The organism is Exiguobacterium sp. s36 (assembly GCF_018618345.1).
GTDB classification, from domain to species: Bacteria; Bacillota; Bacilli; order Exiguobacteriales; family Exiguobacteriaceae; genus Exiguobacterium; species Exiguobacterium chiriqhucha.
This window is the reverse complement of record NZ_JACSLW010000004.1, coordinates 171,208-189,251: the sequence shown is the minus strand read 5'-3', so window position 1 is coordinate 189,251 and position 18,044 is coordinate 171,208. Positions and strand designations below refer to the sequence as shown.

Below are 18,044 nucleotides of genomic sequence, written 5' to 3'. Positions count from 1 at the left end.
ATGAAAAAACAAAAACGAATCAATTTGGCGTTCTCTTATGTCATCTTGACGCTTGCGTCGATCATCATTCTCTATCCAATGCTTTGGGTGGTCGGGACGTCATTCAACCCGGGTCGTACGATCACATCGACCATCATTCCGTCGAACCCGACATTTATTCACTATAAAAACTTGTTCGATCTATCTATTTCGGATTATAGTTTATGGTATGTGAACACATTAAAAATTGCAGTCATCACAATGTTGCTCTCAGTCGTTTTGGTAACGATTACAGGTTATGTCTTCTCGCGTTACCGTTTCGTGGGACGGAAGAACTCGCTCGTCATGTTCCTCGTCTTACAGATGGTCCCGCAATTCGTTGCCATCATCGCCATCTACGTGCTCTTGAACATGCTCAACCTTCTTGATACGCACACAGCCCTTATTTTGCTGTATGCCGGAGGCGCAATCCCGATGAACACGTACTTGGCAAAAGGTTATTTCGATACGATTCCGAAAGAGCTCGATGAAGCTGCTCGGATGGATGGTGCCGGTCACCTTCGTATCTTCTGGCAAATCATTTTGCCGCTCGCGAAGCCAATCGTCGCAACGATCGCCTTGTTCAACTTCATGGGCCCGTTCAACGACTTCATCTTGGCATCGCTCGTCCTTCGTTCACCAGAGAAACAGACGCTCGCGGTTGGTCTTTACAACATGATCTCTCGACAGTTCGACAACAACTTCACGTTGTTCGCGGCAGGCGCCGTCCTTTCGGCCCTCCCAATCGTCCTCTTGTTCTTCATGTTCCAACGCTACTTCGTCTCGGGTCTCACTGCCGGTGGTACGAAAGGATAATACTCACTTAAGGGGGAAGCGATATGAGGCGAGGCGTCGTGCTCGTTCTTCTGTCGCTTCTTTTGTTTCCAACAATCGTCGGAGCGAAAGAAGCAGCATCATGGGAACAGGAACGCATGTACTTTATCATGGTCGACCGATTTGTTGACGGGAATCCGGACAACAACGCGCAGGTCGACAAAGATGACCCGAAAGCCTTTCACGGGGGCGATATCCGCGGCGTGATTGAAAAGCTCGATTATATCGAGTCGCTCGGGTTCACGTCCGTCTGGCTGACACCGGTGTTTGAGAACATGCCGGACGGTTATCACGGATATTGGATTAAAGACTTTTATAACATCGATCCCCAATTTGGGACGAAAGAAGATTTGCAAGAACTCGTTGACGAGGCCCATAAACGGGACATGAAAGTCATCCTCGACTTCGTCGTCAACCACGTCGGTCCGAAACATCCATGGGTCGAAGAACGACCGGACTGGTTCCATGACGAGTTGCCGATCGTGCTTTGGAACGATCAAGAACAAGTCGAGACGCACTGGCTGTTCGACTTGCCGGACTTCGAGACGGAAGATCCGGAAGTGAAAGACTACTTACTCGAGGCGGCAACGTATTGGATTGAAGAGACCGGCATTGACGGCTATCGTCTCGATACGGTACGTCACGTCGACAAACCGTTTTGGGAAGACTTCGTTAAAGCGGTCCGGGCCGTCGACCCCGACTTTTATCTGTTGGCCGAAGTGTTCGACCCAGATCCACAGTACGTCGCGGAATATGATGACCTAGGCTTCAACAGCATCACGAACTTCACGTTTTACGACCGCGTCTCGAAGACGATGACGCAAAAGTCGGCGAGTGTAGACGAAATCGACGTGGCCGCCAGCTACGCCGAGACGTTCTTCAACGACCCGAACCAAATGGCGACGTTCCTCGATAACCACGACGTAGAACGATTCATGCACGTCGCGGAACTCGGCGGGGCCGAGTCGGCCGAGCGTCGCCTACGCCTCGGGTTGTTCGCCCTTTATGCGTCTCCAGGCATGCCGATCGTCTTCCAAGGGACGGAGAACGCACAAAAGGGCGGAGCCGATCCGGCGAACCGGGCCATGACCGATTTCCCTGGAAATGAAGAGCTCCATGAATACGTCACGATGATGAACCGGATGCGAGAAGAATATCCAGTCTTCGCGACCGGCGAACAGCGTATGATCGCTTCGAAGGACGGCATGGCCGTGTTTGAACGTCGTGACGGCGACGATGTCGCCTTATACGCCATCAATATGAACGCTGAGGACCGAGAGATTGAATTCGAGGTAAACGAAGTCGGAGAAGATACACGCCTTCGTGGTCTCTTGTTCTCACAACTTGTCACGGAAAGCCGTGGCACGTTCACTATCAAGCTCGCAGGAGAAAGCGCGAACGCCTACATTGTCGAAGAGTCGGAAGTGAACATGTGGACGATCGGTCTACTCGTCATTACCATCCCGATTTTCTTGACTGGATTGGTCATGTGGAGACGTCACAAGAGCGCGAGCTGACGATACCCTGACTAGGGAACTATGAATTAACGGAAGCAAGGGGGAGCATCATGCAAATCACGATTAAAGATGTCGCTAAACACGCCAATGTCGCACCGTCGACCGTGTCTCGCGTCATCGCCAACAGTCCGCGAATCAGTCAGAAAACAAAAGAGCGTGTACGCAGTTCGATGGAGGAACTCGGGTACCATCCGAACATTCACGCGAGAAGTCTCGCCAACCGCTCGACGCAATCGATTGGCCTCGTCATGCCAAGCGCAGCGACGAAAACGCTACAAAATCCTTTTTTTCCTGAAGTATTGCGTGGAATTAGTACGAAAGCACACCAAAACGGTTACTCGCTCTACATGACGACGGGCGTGACCGAAGAAGAGGTCTTGTCGGGGGTCATCGAGATGGTCCAAGGGCGCCGTGTCGACGGTGTCATCGTCTTGTACTCACGTGAAGATGACAAAGTCGTTCAATATTTACGTCAGACAAAATTCCCGTTCGTCGTCGTCGGGAAGCCGTTTGGGGACGCCTCGTCAATCACATATGTCGATACGGACAACTACTTGGCCGGGCGTGAAGTGACGAAGCACTTGTATAATCTTGGTCATCGTTGTATTGCCTTCATCGGGGGATCGGATAAACTCGCCGTCACGCAAGATCGTCGTAACGGGTACGCGACAGCGTTGATGGAAGCGGGCATCCCGGTCCGGGAAGACTATATCGCCCGTGCCGAGTTCATGACAAAGGGTGGGGCTAAAGCTGTACGAGAGTTGCTTCGACTAGAAGAGCCGCCAACAGCCGTCGTCGTCAGTGACGACATGATGGCACTCGGCGTCATCAGCACGCTCAGTGAGATGGGGCTTAAGATACCTGAGGACGTCGCCGTCGTCAGTTTCAACAACGTCTTCATCGCCGAACATTCGAATCCGCCGCTCACTTCGGTCGAAATCAACATCTTCGGCCTCGGTTTCGAGGCAACGAACTGTCTGATTGAACAGATTGGAGACAGCGCGCCACCTTACGGGAAACGCGTCATCGTTCCGCATTATTTGGTCGTTCGTCAGTCATGTGGTCAGAAAAAGAAAACAGAAGTCGTCGATTAAGCGAAATTCTTCCGCATACTGCGGAAGAATTTTTTTTGTGTAAAAAATGAGACATAATAATAGTAGAATAATCAATCGGTCAAAAGTCATGATGTTACAAAAAGGTTACAAATGTGAAAATAGTGCTTGAAAAGAAAGAGTGGGGGAACATTTACATTACCGGCCGAATGGCAGATCATTGCGAATCCGCTCAGCCAACAACCAAAAAATAAAGAATTTGAAAGGGAGATACAATCATGGATAACAAACGTTATGTAGGCACTTACTATCAGGAGTCAGAGCTTGTTTCAAAAATTGATGAGCTTCGTGCTCAAGGGCATCGCGAAGATGATTTATACGTAGTAGTGAAAGATAAATCGAACCTTTCAATGGTTCGAGGTTCAACGGATGCAGAAGTAAAAGAAACGAAAGCGTCATGGCTCGATCGTTTCTTCGGAGTAGCAGACGGCGGAGACGAAGTACGTCACACGTTCGATAAACTCGGCTTCTCAGAAGAAGAGACGGCGCGTCATCACCAAGATATCGAAAACGGCGGCATGGTCCTCTTGCTCGACAAGAATGACGGCGTGTTTGACGACGGACGTAACGATACGTTCGAAGGCGGCCGCACATCAGCTGGTTACGGATCAGAAGGTAACGAAGCGGGCAATATGACCGCGCGTGACTTCGGAACAGGGTCTAGCGTAACCGGTGCCGGCATCGGTGCAACAGGTGCAGGCGTCAACTCGAACCGCTTCAACGATATGGATGAGGACATCCGTAACCGTACGGACTTGACGGACGAACAGAAACTCGAGTTGCACGAAGAGCGTCTCCTTGTGAACAAGGAACGTGTGCAGACTGGTGAAGTTCGCGTCGAGAAAGAGGTCGTCGAACGCGAAGAACGCGTCGATGTCGAAGTCGAGCACGATGAAGTGTATGTCGAACGTCGCCGTGTCGATGGGGACCGTGAAGCGACGGGGCATTCGTTCGATGCGACGACTGACCGCGATGAGATTCGCGTACCGGTCACGGAAGAACGTGTCGATGTGACGAAGAAAGATGTCGTTGCCGAAGAAATCATCGTCGGCAAAGAGAAAGTCAAAGATACGGAAACGGTACGTGAGACGTTGCGTAAAGAAGAAGCGCATATCGAAGGGGAAGACGACCTTCGCCATCGCGATCATGATCTCGATCGCAAACGTCGCGACGAGCGTGACCGCCTGTAATCGATTGACCAAGTACCTCGACAAGGATGGCTCTCTCTGAGGGACCATCCTTTTTTTCGCCAAGTAACCATAGGAGGAATCAATGCTATGAAACATGCGATTATCTCTGAAGTATTTGACCAGCCGGAGGCGCTGCTCAATCGAACGGTCGATTTGAAACGAGAAGGATACGCCGAAGAGGACATGTACGTCCTCGTCAAACGAGCCGACGTTGCGGACGCGGTCCGACGCCAGTCGAAGTTATATGTGCTCGTCACCGACGAACCGGGTACGGTCGCCTCACTCGTCACATCGAGCGAGCGACCGATTGAACGCTGGCTTGGTAGCATGCGGCTCACGAAGGAGCAACAGGATCGCTTCGCTCAGGAAGTCGAGCAGGGACGACTCTTCTTGTACGTCGATGCCGACCGTGGCGACCAATCGCTTGAGGCCGGCCGCCCGAAAATGAAATCAGAACCGGAGACGGAAGAACAGACGCTTGCCTTGCACGAGGAACGCTTGACCGTCGAGAAACAAGCCGTTCAAACGGGCGAGGTCGTCATCAATCGACACGTCGCGGAGACAGTTCAAGAGATTGAAGTTCCGGTCCGCAGGGAACAGGTTCATGTGGAGCGGACACCAGGGTCAGAAGACGTGCTCGAGGACTATGACTTTAATCAGCCCGGCATTCGCACGATTGACGAAGGGGACCATCTCCGGATTCAAGTCATCGAGGAACGGGCGTTCATCGTCAAACGTCCTGTCGTCGTCGAAGAGATTATCGTTCGGAAACAAGTGACCGAAGACGTGAAGACGATGACGGAGACGCTCCGTAAAGAAGAAATTGAAGTGACCGAGGTCGGCCAGGCCGACGTCACGATTCATGACCAGACAACCCGAAAGGATGAGACACGATGAGCAAACGTCGATTTGTAGACACATACCAAGACGAGGCGGCCCTCGTCGCCAAAATCGATCAACTGACCGAGGAAGGCTATGAGGAGAGCGACTTATATGTCGTCGCGAGAGACAAAGATGACGTCTCGCTCGTCAAACGGAACACCGACGCAAAAGTGGAAGCAGCGAGCGCGAACTGGATGCAAAAGTTCGCGGGTGTGGCCGAAGGCGAGCAGGAAGTGAAGCGGGCGTTGCTCGACCTCGGTCTCGCTGACGACGACGTCAACCGCGCGTATGGCGATATTTTGAACGGAGGCTACGCCTTGATTCTCGATGAACCGGACACGGGGTTCAATGACGGAAACAACCCGGCGTTCGAAGGGCACGAAGCGAACGCGGCGTTCGGGCGCGACCAAGACAAGTGACTAGAGCACCTACTGCCTTCTTGAAAAGGTGGTAGGTTTTTTGTTTGCTCCAAAAAGTAAGAAAAAAGTTTATGCAAACGATTGCATTCTCGTGCGAGTCGTGTAAAATGAGAGGTGAGATTGAAATACAGCGCTTTCATAGACAAACGGTTGCATGATTCGATTGTCTAATGACGAGTAGCCTTGTAGAGAAAAAGGAGTGGCAGACAGATGAAACGATTGTTTGCAGTCGACGAATGGAAAGTAACGGAAAAAGGCCTACATCCGGAAGAAAATCGCCTGGCGGAATCAATTACCTCGCTCGGGAATGGACATATGGGGATGCGTGGCAACTTTGAAGAAGAGTATTCAAACGATACACATCAAGGCTTTTACGTGGCCGGTGTTTATTACCCAGATAAGACACGTGTCGGTTGGTGGAAGAACGGTTATCCGGAATACTTCGCAAAAGTATTGAACGCGACGAACGTCGTTGGGCTTCGTGTCGCCATCAACGGGACGCCGGTCGACTTGGCGAAGTGGGAAGTGAAAGACTTTACGCGTGAACTTGATATGCAGCGCGGTGTCTTGACGCGGACGTTCACGCTCGTGAACGGGACGGAAGAGACGAACGTCGAAGTCGTCCGGTTCTTCTCAATCGTCGACAAAGAGATTTTGGCGATCCGTTACAACGTCACTCCGGTCAACTACGAAGCGAAAGTCGAATTCACACCTTTCTTGGACGGCGATGTCGTCAACGAAGACTCGAACTACGATGAGAAGTTCTGGTTGCCGGTCGAACACGGCGTCGAAGAGCGTTTCGGTTTCGTGACAACGAAAACGAAGAAGCTCGACTGGCACGTCACGGCATCGATGATTGCTGACGTCGAGGGGGCACGTTGCGAAGTGCTCGAAGCGACGGACCTTTACGTCGCCAACAAGTTCACGGTCACGGCACCAGCTGGTGAGACGGCGACGGCGTACAAGTACGTCTCGGTCGTCACGAACCGTGATTATGAAGTCGAGGCGTTACAATCGGAAGGGATGCAACGTGTCGAGATGGCGTTCGAAAAAGGCTTCGAAACGCTTCTCGCCGAGCAGACGGAAGCATGGCTCGCTCGTTGGGAAGACGCGGACGTCCGCATCGACGGCGACGCTGAAGCGCAGCAAGGTATCCGCTTCAACATTTTCAACATGTATCAGACGTATACGGGCGAGGACTCGCGCCTCAACATCGGACCGAAAGGGTTCACCGGCGAGAAATACGGCGGCGCCACATACTGGGACACGGAAGCGTATTGCCTCCACTTCTACTTGGCGACGACGAAACCGGAAGTATCGTGGAACTTGCTCAAATATCGTCACAACCAATTGCCGCAAGCAAAAGAGAACTCGGTCAAAAACGTCGGCATGGAAGGCGCCCTCTATCCGATGGTGACGATGAACGGGGAAGAGTGCCACAACGAGTGGGAAATCACGCATGAAGAGATTCACCGGAACGGTGCGATCGCGCACGCCATCTTCAACTATACGAACTTCACGGGCGACAAGTCATACCTAGGTCAATACGGACTTGAAGTATTGGTCGAGATCTCGCGTTACTGGGCGAGCCGCGTCAACTTTGTCCCGCACAAAGACGTGTATATGATTCTAGGCGTCACAGGTCCGAACGAATACGACAACAACGTCAACAACAACTGGTATACGAACTTGATTGCCGCTTGGACGCTCGAGTACACGCAAGAAGTGTACAACTATTTGAAAGAAGCAGAGCCGGCGCGCCTTGAAGAACTTGTCGCGACGCTCGGTCTTTCAGACGAAGAACTCGCGAAGTGGAACGATATCCAAACGAAGATGTACTACCCGAAAGATGACCTCGTCCCAGACGTGTTCATGCAACAGGACGGCTTCATGGATAAAGAACAGATTTTGGTGAAAGACCTCGATCCGAAACATTTGCCGCTCAATCAAAACTGGTCGTGGGACCGTATCCTCCGCTCGAACTTCATCAAGCAGGCGGACGTGCTCCAAGGACTGTATACGTTCAGCGATCGCTTCACGGTCGAACAGAAGCGGGCCAACTTCGACTTCTATGAGCCGCGTACGGTCCATGAGTCGAGCTTGTCGCCTTGCGTCTACTCGATTATCGCAGCCGAAGTCGGCTATGAAGACAAGGCGGTCGAGTTGTACCAACGTTCGGCACGACTCGATCTCGATAACTATAACAACGATACAGAAGACGGGCTTCACATCACGTCGATGGTCGGCTCATGGATGTCGATCGTTCACGGTTTCGCAGGAATGCGCGCCCTTGAGTCGGAGCTCACATTCAGCCCGATGATTCCTAAGGGCTGGAACGGGTACTCGTTCAACATGCTCTGGCGCGGTCATCATTTGACGGTCACGTCGACGCGTGAACAAGTGACGATCAAACAGACAGGTGGCACGGACGTGTCCATCCGCGTATACGGAAACATCGTCACGGTCCCGGCAAACGATGCCGTGACAATCGAGACGGTGAAAGCGTGACCAAACGCATCAGCTCAACAAGTCGGCCTCGGCCGGCTTGTTTTTTTATGAAGAGCGTGGACACATCCCATTATTTTTATGGTAGGCAGCACTAGAAAACTATGTTATCTTGATTCTTAGCCATTTTTGAAAGGGGAGACAAAACTTGACGGAAGCCGTTAAAGAACACGCTCGCATCGGAATCGTTTCGATTATCGGGGGAGTGTTCGTTGCATTATCCATGACATTATTTTTAATCCCGGCGGGGGTATACTCGACCGGATTTACGGGGCTCGCCCAAATTTTTACGCAACTGTTTGCGGGGACACCGTTTGAGCTCGGGGAAGGGATTTGGTTCTTCGTCTTGAACCTACCGCTGTTGATCGTCAGTTATTTCATGCTCGGCAAGAACATGATGATTCATACATTGATCAGCGTCGCGGCAGTCACCGTGTTCATTCGCGTGCTTCCGCAGTCGTCAATCATTTCGGACGACCCGCTTTTGAACGCTGTGTTCGGTGGGGTTTTGCTCGCCATCGGTTCGGGCATTACGATTCGTTTCGGTGCCTCGACCGGCGGATTCGATATCGTCGCCCTGATCTTAGCGAAGTTCACGAACAACTCGGTCGGCGTCTATCTGTTCCTCATGAACATGATGATCGCGCTTTGGGCCGGTGCGTTGTTCGGTTGGCAGACCGCGCTTTATACAATCGTCTTCTTATATGTGACGTCGAAAGTCATCGATGAGATTTATACGAATACGCAGCGCCAGACGCTCTTCATCGTCACGAGTCATCCGGACGAAGTGACGAAGGAGTTGCACCAGCACGTCTTCCGCGGCATCACGCTCATGCCGGCGATCGGCACATACTCGAAAGTCGAGAAAGCGACGCTCATGATGGTCGCTCAACGACACGAAGTGCGTGAAATCACACGCATCTGTAAAGACGCCGATCCAAGCGTCTTCATCAATATGGTCCCGACTGAAGATGTCGAAGGTGCGTTCCGACGCTAAAATAAACCCCCGCTGAACGCTCAGCGGGGGTTATTGTATAGGTAGAGATAAAACGAGTGTGAGGGGGACGTGTGATGATTGGAGTCAGTATTGCGACGAAATGGGAGTATGAAGCGACATTGGAGTATTATGACGTTAGCGTGGATGAGCGGTTCAGTTACCCGTATGGCGAGTATTTCAAGAGGACGCTTGATGATGTCGAACTCGTTTTCTACAGCACCGGTGTGCGGAAAGCGAACGGGGTCGGTGCCAATCAATATATGATGTCTCGCTTCAATTTAATGAAAGTGATTGTGGCTGGCACGTGCGCCGGAATCGACGATACGTTCAACCAGTTGGATATCCTCATCCCTCATCGCGCTGTTCAATACGATTGCACGGTCAAAGAAGTAGAGCCGCTGATCAAGCAATCGTTCATCGTCGACATTGAACTAGCGAACTACGGGGACGATTTTTTGACGGGTACCATTGCGACGGCCGATCGGGCGGTCGTGATGTGGAACGACTACCTGGAACTGAAAGGACACGACATCACCATCGCGGATACGGAAGCAGGCGCCATCGCGTATATCTGCAAGAAAAATGACGTCGAATGCATCGTCATCAAAGGAATCTCAGACTTCCCGACGGATGAACGTGACGCGGATCCGTATGAATCGAACGTGGAACAAATCAACGTGTACATCGCGAACACCCCGAAAGTGATGACCAAGATTTTTGACGACTATTTGTGGCGCTTTATTTGACCATGGTTAGAATCGAACGCAAAAAACACCGACTGCATGAACAGTCGGTGTGTGGATTATGCTTTGATGCCAAGTTTTTCTTCGAGGTAGATGGCGATGCCGTCTTCCATATTCGAAGCGGTCACTTCATCCGCGACGGCTTTCAACTGGCTGATGGCGTTGCCCATCGCGACGCCGGTGCCGACGTAGTCGAGCATCTCGAGGTCGTTTTCCTCGTCGCCGAACGCGATGATGTTTTTGCGGTTGATACCGAGATGTTTCGATACTTCGCGCAACCCGAGCGCTTTCGACGTGTTCTGGCTCATGACCTCGATCATGTGCTCTGGCATGCGCCATTGGCGGTTCAAGACGGCCTCGGCGTGGACTTTATTCAAACGAGCGCGGACGTTGTCGACGTGCTCTTTCGTCGCGTGGATGAGGAGCGATGTCGGTTCTTCCTGCAAGTGTTTGAGCAAGTTGCCCGACGTGACGCTGAGCGCGCGCTCGGCGTACGGGCTGTAAAACTCTTGCGGATCTTTATGGAAATAGACGTGGTCGGTCACTTCGACGACGATGTTGTGCGCTTTCGTTTCCGATACTTCCTCGATAATTTCGTGCGCCGTCTTGAGGGGAATCGGCCGGTGCGTCACTGCGTATGACGGATCTTTCGGGTGATGGACGAGCGCGCCGTTGAAGTTGATGAGCGGTGTCGTCAAGCCGAGCTCTTCGTAATACATGATCGAGTGGCGTTGTGGGCGACCGGTCGCGATCATCACTTCATGACCCGCCTCACGGGCTGCTTGAAGCGCGCGCACGTTGCGCTCACTGATCGTCTTGTCGTCGCGCAACAACGTTCCATCCAAATCGACTGCGATTAAATAACGTGACATAGGGTTTCCTCTTTTCTACGAGTTGCTTATTTCTCAAACCGTACCATATTTCCCGTTTCGACGGAAAGAATATACAATCGAGGTCGCACATTTTACGGTAACAATGCTATACTAAGGACGTATGAATTTTTCATGAATCATCTGTGAGATGGAGGGGACTATCGATGCGTTACTTAGTCACATTGTTCTGGGCGATCTTGCTTTCGAATACAGCAATCTTTATCATTTCTGCTGTCGATGGCGTGACGTTCAACGCGATGCTCGCGACATTCTTTGGCGTCGTCATCACGATCTTTATTGTACTCTTGGACACGCTTAACCAAGATATGGGGATTAGCGACGTCGCACAAGAGAAGTAAGACGTCTACAACCAAGCTGGCTCATATCCGAGTCAGTTCTTTTTATATTATTAGGAGGAATCGAATATGAAAAACAATGCCAAACGGGCGAACTTCATCACGTTCGCCATCATCGGAGTCATCATCGTCATCGGTCTAGGCTTGTTGTTCTTCTTGAACAACGCGAACGAGGAGACGGGCGTCAACGCCGTCACACCTGACGAGCTCGAGACGAAGATTTCAGAAGAAGAGGAAGTCGTCGTCTACTTCTGGCAGACAGGTTGCGAATACTGTGAGCAAGTCAAACCATACGTCGAGCCACTCATCGAAGAGAATGACGCCGTCTCCATCAACTTGGCCGACCACAACGTCTGGACGACTTATGGCATCAACGGGACACCGACGATGATTCGTTTCCAAGATGGAAAAGAAGTCGGACGTGTTGAAGGAGCGGTCTCTGAGCAACAGTATGAAACGTTCTTTAAAAACGAGGAGGGCACACAGTGATCAAAAGCCGCTTATATCAGACTTTGTTTGAATTGAACGCGACCCCGGTCATTGCCAAGCGACTCCGTGCCTTCGCTGAATCGTCAGCGAGCCGGGCCTTCATCCCGTCGTTTGCGAAAACGTATCAAATCAACGTTGATGAAGCGGCGGAACCGATCGAGGCTTATCCGAGCCTGCACGCCTTTTTCACACGTCATTTGAAAGACGGGGTCCGGCCGATTGACGCCAACCCGAACTCGGTCGTCTCACCATGCGACGGCAAACTGTCCATCGTGGCCGATATTACGGACGACAGCCGCTTCGAGGTCAAGGGTCAGTCGTACACGCTCGCCGAACTGCTCGGATCGCAACAAGAAGCAAGACGTTACGCCGGCGGTACGGTCTGTGTACTTTATTTGAGCCCGCGTGACTATCACCGCGTCCACGTCCCGCTCGCCGGGCGGGTGCTCAGTCATTATGAACTCGGTGACCGTTCGGCACCGGTGAATGACATCGGGTTGACGGAGACGGTTCGTCCGCTCTCACGCAACTATCGTCGCGTCACACGCTTCGAGACGGCCGTTGGAGTATACGAGCACATCATGGTCGGGGCGTTGAACGTCAATACGATCGAATGGACGCTTGAAGGCGAACACGCGGGCAAAGGCGACGAGGTCGGTTATTTCTCATTCGGCTCGACCGTCATCCTTTGTTTTGAGAAAGGCCGCGTCACCATCGACCCAGCCAAAATCGGCCCGGTTCGACTCGGAGAAGTCATCGGGACGATGCAAAACGGTTGATTTTTTAAAACTTTTTCAGGCCGACCGAACGATACACTAGTCGTTTGGTCGGTTTTCGTTTACCATAGAAGGGATATCACTACATGTATAGTAGTTGAATCGCTTTAGCTAATTGGAGGAATTTAACCGTGTTTAATCGACTTTATCCGAAACAGTTCGTCGCGTCAGTATTTGACATCGACCTTGAAGAATTGAAAGACCGTGGGGTACGTGTAATTTTGACGGACCTTGATAATACACTCGTGGCCTGGGACGTCCCGCACGCACCAGAGCTTCTTTTGCTATGGCTTGAAAAAGTGAAGTCACACGGCCTCGATGTCATCGTCGTCTCGAATAACAACGAGAACCGCGTACGTACGTTCACGGAACCGCTCGGCCTTCACTATGTGGCACGTGCGAAAAAGCCGTTACCGTCTGGATTCAAACAGGCGCTCGCAAAATATGGCTATTCGACGAAAGAAGCCATCTTCTTAGGCGATCAATTGTTCACGGACGTACTCGGTGCCAACATGGCCGGGATTCACGTCATCCACGTGCAACCGGTCGTCAAGACGGACGGACTCGTCACGAAGTTCAATCGCATGCTTGAAAAAGTCGTGTTCGCCCATATGAAACGTCGCGGAAAGTACGTGTTGATCACGAAAAAAGTTGAGGAACTCGCCGTCGATGCGAAGCGCGCCAAAGTGGCCGTCGCTGAGAAAATCGGTGAAGCGATGCACTCACGTTCCGAAGATTCACATAAAAAAGATGAATAAGGACCTCGAACGCACAGGAAGAAGGAGGCTGTCCATGTACGGCGCGTAAGGCGTCGGAATTAACGCTTCAGGAGTAGCGGCGAGGCGCTACAGTGAATGAAGAAGAGGCAACTTAAATGACAGCAGACAACATTATGGAAGAAACAACACGTTATTGCGCCGGTTGCGGTGTCGCTATTCAAACGGAAGACCCGACCGGTGCCGGTTATGCACCAAAATCGGCACTCGATCGCGAGATCGTCATTTGCCAACGTTGCTTCAAATTGAAGCACTACAATCAAATTCAAGACGTCGAATTGACAGATGACGACTTCTTGCGCATCTTGAACGGCATCAGCTCCAAAGAAGCGCTCGTCATTAAAATCGTCGATATTTTCGACTTCAATGGCAGCTGGTTGCCAGGGCTACAACGCTCAGTCGGCACGAACCCCGTCCTCTTGGTCGGGAACAAAGTCGACTTGTTACCGAAGTCGGTCAACCCGAACCGGATGGCCAACTGGATGAAGTCTGAAGCGAAAGAACTCGGCTTGAACCCGGTCGATGTGCACTTGATCAGTGCCAAAAAAGGGCACGGCATCGACGAGCTCGCAGAGAAGATTGAGTACTATCGTAAAGGCAAGGATGTCTATGTCGTAGGTTGTACGAACGTCGGGAAGTCGACGCTCATCAACCAAATCATCAAGCGTTTCGGAGCAGAAGACGAGGCCATCATCACGGTCAGTCATTTCCCGGGAACGACGCTCGATTTGATTGACGTCCCGCTCGACGATGATGCGAACCTGTACGATACGCCGGGGATTATCAACCGTCATCAAATGGCGCATTATGTCGATGCGAAAGATTTGAAGACGATCACCCCGAAAAAAGAGATTAAGCCGCACGTGTTCCAATTGAACCCGCAGCAGACACTCTTCTTCGGTGGACTCGCCCGTCTCGACTACATGGAAGGCAACAAGCGCTCGTTCGTTGTCTACATGTCGAACGAGTTGAAGACACACCGGACCAAGCTCGACAAAGCAGATGAACTATACGAAAACCATATCGGTAAGATGCTCAATCCGCCGAACGAGAAAACGTTGCAACTATTGCCTCCGCTCGTGCGTCACGAGTTCAGTCTCCGTGACGGCGTCAAGACAGACATCGTCTTCAGCGGACTCGGTTGGGTTGCGATTCACGGAAAAGGTGGACGCATCGCCGCGTGGGCACCAAAAGGAGTTGCCGTCACATTGCGTGAGGCGCTCGTATGAGACTGGCCGTCATCGGTCACCCGATTGCTCATTCGCTCTCTCCCGTCCTGCACGAGCAGTGGCTGAGAGCGTCTGGGCTTTTCGGGCGCTATGAGGCGCTCGACGTCACCCCGGACGAAATCGAGGACTTGTTTCAACAGATGCGTGACGGTGTCTGGGACGGATTCAACGTCACAATCCCGTATAAAGAGGCTGTCATCCCGTACCTTGATACACTCGATGTGGCGGCCGAAGCCGCTGGTGCCGTCAACACGGTGTATAAGCGGGACGGGAAGCTGATTGGGACGAACACGGACGGTGCTGGCCTCGTCGCCGCGCTCGACCGCTGGACTGATTGGACGGGCCATGTGCTCGTCATCGGGGCGGGTGGGGCAGCGCGCGGCATCATCAGTGCCTTGCCGACCCGTGACGTCACGGTCACGAATCGAACGATGGAACGGGCGGAGCGTCTCGCGGACGCGTTCGGGATCGAGGCGCAGGCGCTCACAGATGTCGAGATCGCAAGGTATGACGTCATCATCCAGACGACATCGGTCGGCATGGACGGCGTCGATTCACCACGATCGTTAAAAGGTTTACGACAAAACACCGTCGTTTGTGATATCATATATCGTCCACTCGTCACACCGTTTTTAAAGGAAGCCGCCAAAGCAGACGCGAAAATCGTCAACGGAACTGCCATGTTCGTCGGACAAGGCGCTTTGGCGTTTGAATATTGGACAGGTGTGAGACCGGATCAACTTGTCGGAATGAAGTTAATTGAACGCTTATTGGAGGAATAAATAGTATGTTATCAGGTAAACAAAAACGCTTTTTACGTGCCGAGGCACACCACCTCTCGCCGATTTATCAAGTCGGAAAAAATGGAGTGAGTGAAGCGATGTGTAAAGACATCAGCGACGCGCTCGAAAAACGTGAGCTCTTGAAAGTTCAAGTGCTTCAAAACTGTACCGATACGCCGAAAGACGTAGCCGGAGAATTGGCTGAAGGCACGAAAGCCGAAGTCGTTCAAGTCATCGGAAAAGTCATCGTCTTGTACAAACAGGCGACTGAGAAAGAAAATCGCCAAATCAAACTCCCATGAGCCGCATCGGCCTGATGGGAGGCACGTTCGACCCGCCACATCTCGGTCATTTATTGATCGCCGAACAGGCGCGCGAACAGTTGGAACTCGATGAGGTCTGGTTTCTGCCGGCGGCGATTCCGCCGCACAAGGCGGGCTTCAGCCCGGCTAAAGACCGAATCGAAATGACCCGGCGGGCGATTGCAGATCAACCTGCGTTCAAACTAAGCTTGATTGAGTTTGAACGTGACGAACCGTCCTATACGGTCGAGACGATGAGACGGTTGCGGGACTTGTTTCCGGACGACACGTTCTTCTTCTTGATTGGGGCGGACTCGCTCGAATCACTTGAGAAGTGGTACGATTACGAGACGCTCGTCACCCTCGTCACGTTCGGGGCTGTCGCGCGTCCGGGCAGCCGCTACCGCATCCCGAAACAGGCAGATGTGCGCACGATCGATATGCCGCAACTCGAGATCTCGTCGACCGATATCCGGGAGCGGACGAGACGGGACAAGTCCATCAAATATCTCGTCCCGCTCGATGTCGAAACTTATATCAAGGAGCGCGACTTGTATGACGTATGAGGAAGCACAATCATTGATTGAGGCGACGTTGCCCGAGAAACGCTACATCCACACGCTCGGTGTCGTCGAGACGGCCGACCGGTTGGCCCGCTTGTACGGTGCCGATGTGGAAGCGGCGCGACTCGCGGCGATGTTGCACGACTATGCGAAATATTTGGATGCCGACATGATGCGGCAAGTCGTGGTCGAGGAGAACCTCGACCCGAGCTTGCTTGCGTTCGATGACGAGCTGTTGCATGCGCCGGTCGGGGCCATCCTGTTAGACCGAGCGTACGACCTTGACCCGGCCGTCGTGTCGGCCATCAAGAACCACACGACCGGAGAACCGGGCATGTCCCGGCTCGACCAGATTTTATTCGTTGCGGACGCGATCGAACCGAATCGGTCGTATCCCGGCGTCGACGTCTTACGTGACCTCGCGGATCGTTCGCTCGAAGCGGCCGTCGTCGCGACGTTGCGCCAGACGATTGCTTATTTATTGAACAAGTCGGTGCGGATTTTCCCGCTGACGATTGAGACGTATAACCATTTTGTGAAAACACCCTAGGAGGTACAGTATGACTGTAAAAGAAGAATTAGAATTGATCGTGAAGGCCGCTGACGATAAGCGTGCCGAAGATATCGTCGTCCTCGACATGGAAGGCATCTCACCAGTTGCAGATTATTTCGTTATCTGCCACGGTAACTCAGAGAAGCAAGTCCAAGCGATCGCGCGCGAAATCAAAGACGTGGCCGGAGAGCATGAGCTTCCGCTCCACAAATTCGAAGGCATGGACTCGGCACGTTGGGTGCTCGCTGACCTCGAAAACGTCGTCGTCCATATCTTCCATCGCGATGACCGCGACTACTACAACCTTGAAAAACTGTGGGCAGATGCGCCACAAGTGGAAGTAGAAGTCGGCTAATGGCGTACGAAGGGTTCGCCTACGTCTACGATGAGTTGATGAAAGATGCCCCGTACGAGGACTGGGTCGCCTTCGTGCGCCGCCATGTCAAAGACGGTGCATCGCTTGCTGACGTCGGATGCGGGACGGGCTCGGCGACGATTCGCTTGGCGCAGTATTACGAGACGATCGGACTCGACTTATCTGAGTCGATGCTCGAAGTCGCCCAAGAGAAAGCGCTCGAGGCAGGCATCACGCTTCCGCTCTGGCAACAGGATATGCGGGAGCTTGAATTGCCACACCCGGTCGACGCCGTGACAATCCTTTGTGACTCGCTTTGCTATCTCGAGGATGAGGCCGATGTCATCGACACGTTCGAGGCGGTGTACGAACAATTGAAACCGGGCGGCATGTTCATCTTTGATGTGCATTCGCCGAACAAGATGCAGACGCTTTTCAACCAGAAGACGTATGCCTCGAACGGGGAAGATTGCTCGTATATCTGGTTCGCCGACCCAGGCGAAGCACCGCTCTCGGTCGTTCACGATTTGACGTTCTTTGTCGCCCTTGAGGATGGCACGTATGAGCGTGTCGAAGAGACGCATGAGCAACGGACGTATGAGCCGGGGCAATATATGCAATGGCTCATCGGAGCCGGCTTCCATGTGAAATCGGTCACGGCCGACTTTACGGACCAAGCTCCGGGCCCGAACGCAGAACGAATCTTTTTTGTCGCCCAGAAATAAACGAGACCCCATCGATTGCGATGGGGTCTCGAGCTGTTAACGAATCAAA

Annotated in this window: 21 protein-coding genes; 20 read left to right on the top strand and 1 reads right to left on the bottom strand. The window is 52.4% G+C overall.

The window, feature by feature from the left end:
- The 9 genes from KNP95_RS10680 (at window position 1) to KNP95_RS10640 (ending at window position 10,220) form a co-directional block, all read left to right on the top strand.
- Entirely contained in the window at window positions 1–834 is an 834-nt protein-coding gene (locus tag KNP95_RS10680) for a sugar ABC transporter permease (RefSeq protein WP_021066667.1), read from the top strand.
- Between the two features lie 23 nt (window positions 835–857).
- The gene (locus KNP95_RS10675; RefSeq protein WP_214837058.1) at window positions 858–2,369 is read left to right on the top strand and encodes an alpha-amylase family glycosyl hydrolase; all 1,512 of its coding nucleotides are present in this window, start codon (window positions 858–860) and stop codon (window positions 2,367–2,369) included.
- A gap of 50 nt (window positions 2,370–2,419) precedes the next feature.
- Window positions 2,420–3,463: a LacI family DNA-binding transcriptional regulator gene (locus KNP95_RS10670; RefSeq protein WP_214837056.1), complete on the top strand. Its 1,044-nt coding sequence runs from the start codon at window positions 2,420–2,422 to the stop codon at window positions 3,461–3,463.
- A 236-nt stretch (window positions 3,464–3,699) separates the two neighbouring features.
- The gene (locus KNP95_RS10665; protein ID WP_214837054.1) at window positions 3,700–4,671 is read left to right on the top strand and encodes a YsnF/AvaK domain-containing protein; all 972 of its coding nucleotides are present in this window, start codon (window positions 3,700–3,702) and stop codon (window positions 4,669–4,671) included.
- 87 nt (window positions 4,672–4,758) lie between these two features.
- A complete protein-coding gene (locus KNP95_RS10660) occupies window positions 4,759–5,568 on the top strand; it encodes a YsnF/AvaK domain-containing protein (RefSeq protein ID WP_021066662.1) in 810 nt (269 codons plus the stop codon).
- Entirely contained in the window at window positions 5,565–5,972 is a 408-nt protein-coding gene (locus tag KNP95_RS10655; protein ID WP_021066661.1) for a general stress protein, read from the top strand. Before KNP95_RS10660 ends, KNP95_RS10655 begins: the two co-directional genes overlap by 4 nt.
- A 210-nt stretch (window positions 5,973–6,182) precedes the next feature.
- Window positions 6,183–8,480, top strand: coding sequence for a glycoside hydrolase family 65 protein (locus KNP95_RS10650; protein ID WP_021066660.1), 2,298 nt, complete (start codon window positions 6,183–6,185; stop codon window positions 8,478–8,480).
- 145 nt (window positions 8,481–8,625) lie between these two features.
- Window positions 8,626–9,474: a YitT family protein gene (locus KNP95_RS10645; protein WP_214837051.1), complete on the top strand. Its 849-nt coding sequence runs from the start codon at window positions 8,626–8,628 to the stop codon at window positions 9,472–9,474.
- A gap of 74 nt (window positions 9,475–9,548) precedes the next feature.
- Window positions 9,549–10,220, top strand: coding sequence for a 5'-methylthioadenosine/S-adenosylhomocysteine nucleosidase family protein (locus KNP95_RS10640; protein WP_021066658.1), 672 nt, complete (start codon window positions 9,549–9,551; stop codon window positions 10,218–10,220).
- 56 nt (window positions 10,221–10,276) lie between these two features.
- On the opposite strand, the gene KNP95_RS10635 is transcribed toward KNP95_RS10640, so the two are convergent.
- Complete coding sequence (locus KNP95_RS10635; RefSeq protein WP_029595940.1) at window positions 10,277–11,089, bottom strand: Cof-type HAD-IIB family hydrolase; 813 nt, start codon at window positions 11,087–11,089, stop codon at window positions 10,277–10,279.
- 164 nt (window positions 11,090–11,253) lie between these two features.
- On the opposite strand from KNP95_RS10635, the gene KNP95_RS10630 reads away from it, so the two are divergent.
- From KNP95_RS10630 to KNP95_RS10580, 11 genes are all read left to right on the top strand, one after another.
- Window positions 11,254–11,448, top strand: coding sequence for a YjzD family protein (locus tag KNP95_RS10630; protein ID WP_021066656.1), 195 nt, complete (start codon window positions 11,254–11,256; stop codon window positions 11,446–11,448).
- Window positions 11,449–11,514: 66 nt separating this feature from the next.
- Window positions 11,515–11,934: a thioredoxin family protein gene (locus KNP95_RS10625; protein WP_021066655.1), complete on the top strand. Its 420-nt coding sequence runs from the start codon at window positions 11,515–11,517 to the stop codon at window positions 11,932–11,934.
- Window positions 11,931–12,713, top strand: coding sequence for a phosphatidylserine decarboxylase (locus KNP95_RS10620; RefSeq protein WP_051627745.1), 783 nt, complete (start codon window positions 11,931–11,933; stop codon window positions 12,711–12,713). Before KNP95_RS10625 ends, KNP95_RS10620 begins: the two co-directional genes overlap by 4 nt.
- 128 nt (window positions 12,714–12,841) lie before the next feature.
- Window positions 12,842–13,468, top strand: a complete 627-nt coding sequence (locus tag KNP95_RS10615) for a YqeG family HAD IIIA-type phosphatase (RefSeq protein WP_021066653.1) — start codon at window positions 12,842–12,844, stop codon at window positions 13,466–13,468.
- A 134-nt stretch (window positions 13,469–13,602) separates the two neighbouring features.
- Entirely contained in the window at window positions 13,603–14,715 is a 1,113-nt protein-coding gene (gene yqeH / locus KNP95_RS10610; RefSeq protein WP_029595938.1) for a ribosome biogenesis GTPase YqeH, read from the top strand.
- Window positions 14,712–15,497 carry a shikimate dehydrogenase gene (gene aroE, locus KNP95_RS10605; RefSeq protein ID WP_021066651.1) on the top strand — a complete coding sequence of 262 codons (786 nt, stop codon included), beginning with the start codon at window positions 14,712–14,714 and terminating at the stop codon, window positions 15,495–15,497. Before yqeH ends, aroE begins: the two co-directional genes overlap by 4 nt.
- A 5-nt stretch (window positions 15,498–15,502) precedes the next feature.
- Window positions 15,503–15,799: a ribosome assembly RNA-binding protein YhbY gene (gene yhbY, locus KNP95_RS10600; protein ID WP_021066650.1), complete on the top strand. Its 297-nt coding sequence runs from the start codon at window positions 15,503–15,505 to the stop codon at window positions 15,797–15,799.
- The gene (locus tag KNP95_RS10595) at window positions 15,796–16,365 is read left to right on the top strand and encodes a nicotinate-nucleotide adenylyltransferase (protein ID WP_058763065.1); all 570 of its coding nucleotides are present in this window, start codon (window positions 15,796–15,798) and stop codon (window positions 16,363–16,365) included. Before yhbY ends, KNP95_RS10595 begins: the two co-directional genes overlap by 4 nt.
- A complete protein-coding gene (yqeK, locus tag KNP95_RS10590) occupies window positions 16,355–16,912 on the top strand; it encodes a bis(5'-nucleosyl)-tetraphosphatase (symmetrical) YqeK (protein WP_021066648.1) in 558 nt (185 codons plus the stop codon). Before KNP95_RS10595 ends, yqeK begins: the two co-directional genes overlap by 11 nt.
- 10 nt (window positions 16,913–16,922) lie before the next feature.
- Window positions 16,923–17,270, top strand: coding sequence for a ribosome silencing factor (gene rsfS, locus KNP95_RS10585; protein ID WP_021066647.1), 348 nt, complete (start codon window positions 16,923–16,925; stop codon window positions 17,268–17,270).
- Entirely contained in the window at window positions 17,270–17,995 is a 726-nt protein-coding gene (locus KNP95_RS10580) for a class I SAM-dependent DNA methyltransferase (RefSeq protein WP_021066646.1), read from the top strand. The genes rsfS and KNP95_RS10580 overlap by 1 nt, the downstream gene beginning before the upstream one ends.
- Window positions 17,996–18,044: the final 49 nt, after the last annotated feature.

Coding starts and splice junctions, on each gene's coding strand:
- KNP95_RS10680 (WP_021066667.1), top strand. CDS start 1: ATGAAAAAACAAAAACGAATCAATTTGGCGTTCTCTTATGTCATCTTG.
- KNP95_RS10675 (WP_214837058.1), top strand. CDS start 858: ATGAGGCGAGGCGTCGTGCTCGTTCTTCTGTCGCTTCTTTTGTTTCCA.
- KNP95_RS10670 (WP_214837056.1), top strand. CDS start 2,420: ATGCAAATCACGATTAAAGATGTCGCTAAACACGCCAATGTCGCACCG.
- KNP95_RS10665 (WP_214837054.1), top strand. CDS start 3,700: ATGGATAACAAACGTTATGTAGGCACTTACTATCAGGAGTCAGAGCTT.
- KNP95_RS10660 (WP_021066662.1), top strand. CDS start 4,759: ATGAAACATGCGATTATCTCTGAAGTATTTGACCAGCCGGAGGCGCTG.
- KNP95_RS10655 (WP_021066661.1), top strand. CDS start 5,565: ATGAGCAAACGTCGATTTGTAGACACATACCAAGACGAGGCGGCCCTC.
- KNP95_RS10650 (WP_021066660.1), top strand. CDS start 6,183: ATGAAACGATTGTTTGCAGTCGACGAATGGAAAGTAACGGAAAAAGGC.
- KNP95_RS10640 (WP_021066658.1), top strand. CDS start 9,549: ATGATTGGAGTCAGTATTGCGACGAAATGGGAGTATGAAGCGACATTG.
- KNP95_RS10635 (WP_029595940.1), bottom strand. CDS start 11,089: ATGTCACGTTATTTAATCGCAGTCGATTTGGATGGAACGTTGTTGCGC.
- KNP95_RS10630 (WP_021066656.1), top strand. CDS start 11,254: ATGCGTTACTTAGTCACATTGTTCTGGGCGATCTTGCTTTCGAATACA.
- KNP95_RS10625 (WP_021066655.1), top strand. CDS start 11,515: ATGAAAAACAATGCCAAACGGGCGAACTTCATCACGTTCGCCATCATC.
- yqeH (WP_029595938.1), top strand. CDS start 13,603: ATGGAAGAAACAACACGTTATTGCGCCGGTTGCGGTGTCGCTATTCAA.
- aroE (WP_021066651.1), top strand. CDS start 14,712: ATGAGACTGGCCGTCATCGGTCACCCGATTGCTCATTCGCTCTCTCCC.
- yhbY (WP_021066650.1), top strand. CDS start 15,503: ATGTTATCAGGTAAACAAAAACGCTTTTTACGTGCCGAGGCACACCAC.
- KNP95_RS10595 (WP_058763065.1), top strand. CDS start 15,796: ATGAGCCGCATCGGCCTGATGGGAGGCACGTTCGACCCGCCACATCTC.
- yqeK (WP_021066648.1), top strand. CDS start 16,355: ATGACGTATGAGGAAGCACAATCATTGATTGAGGCGACGTTGCCCGAG.
- rsfS (WP_021066647.1), top strand. CDS start 16,923: ATGACTGTAAAAGAAGAATTAGAATTGATCGTGAAGGCCGCTGACGAT.
- KNP95_RS10580 (WP_021066646.1), top strand. CDS start 17,270: ATGGCGTACGAAGGGTTCGCCTACGTCTACGATGAGTTGATGAAAGAT.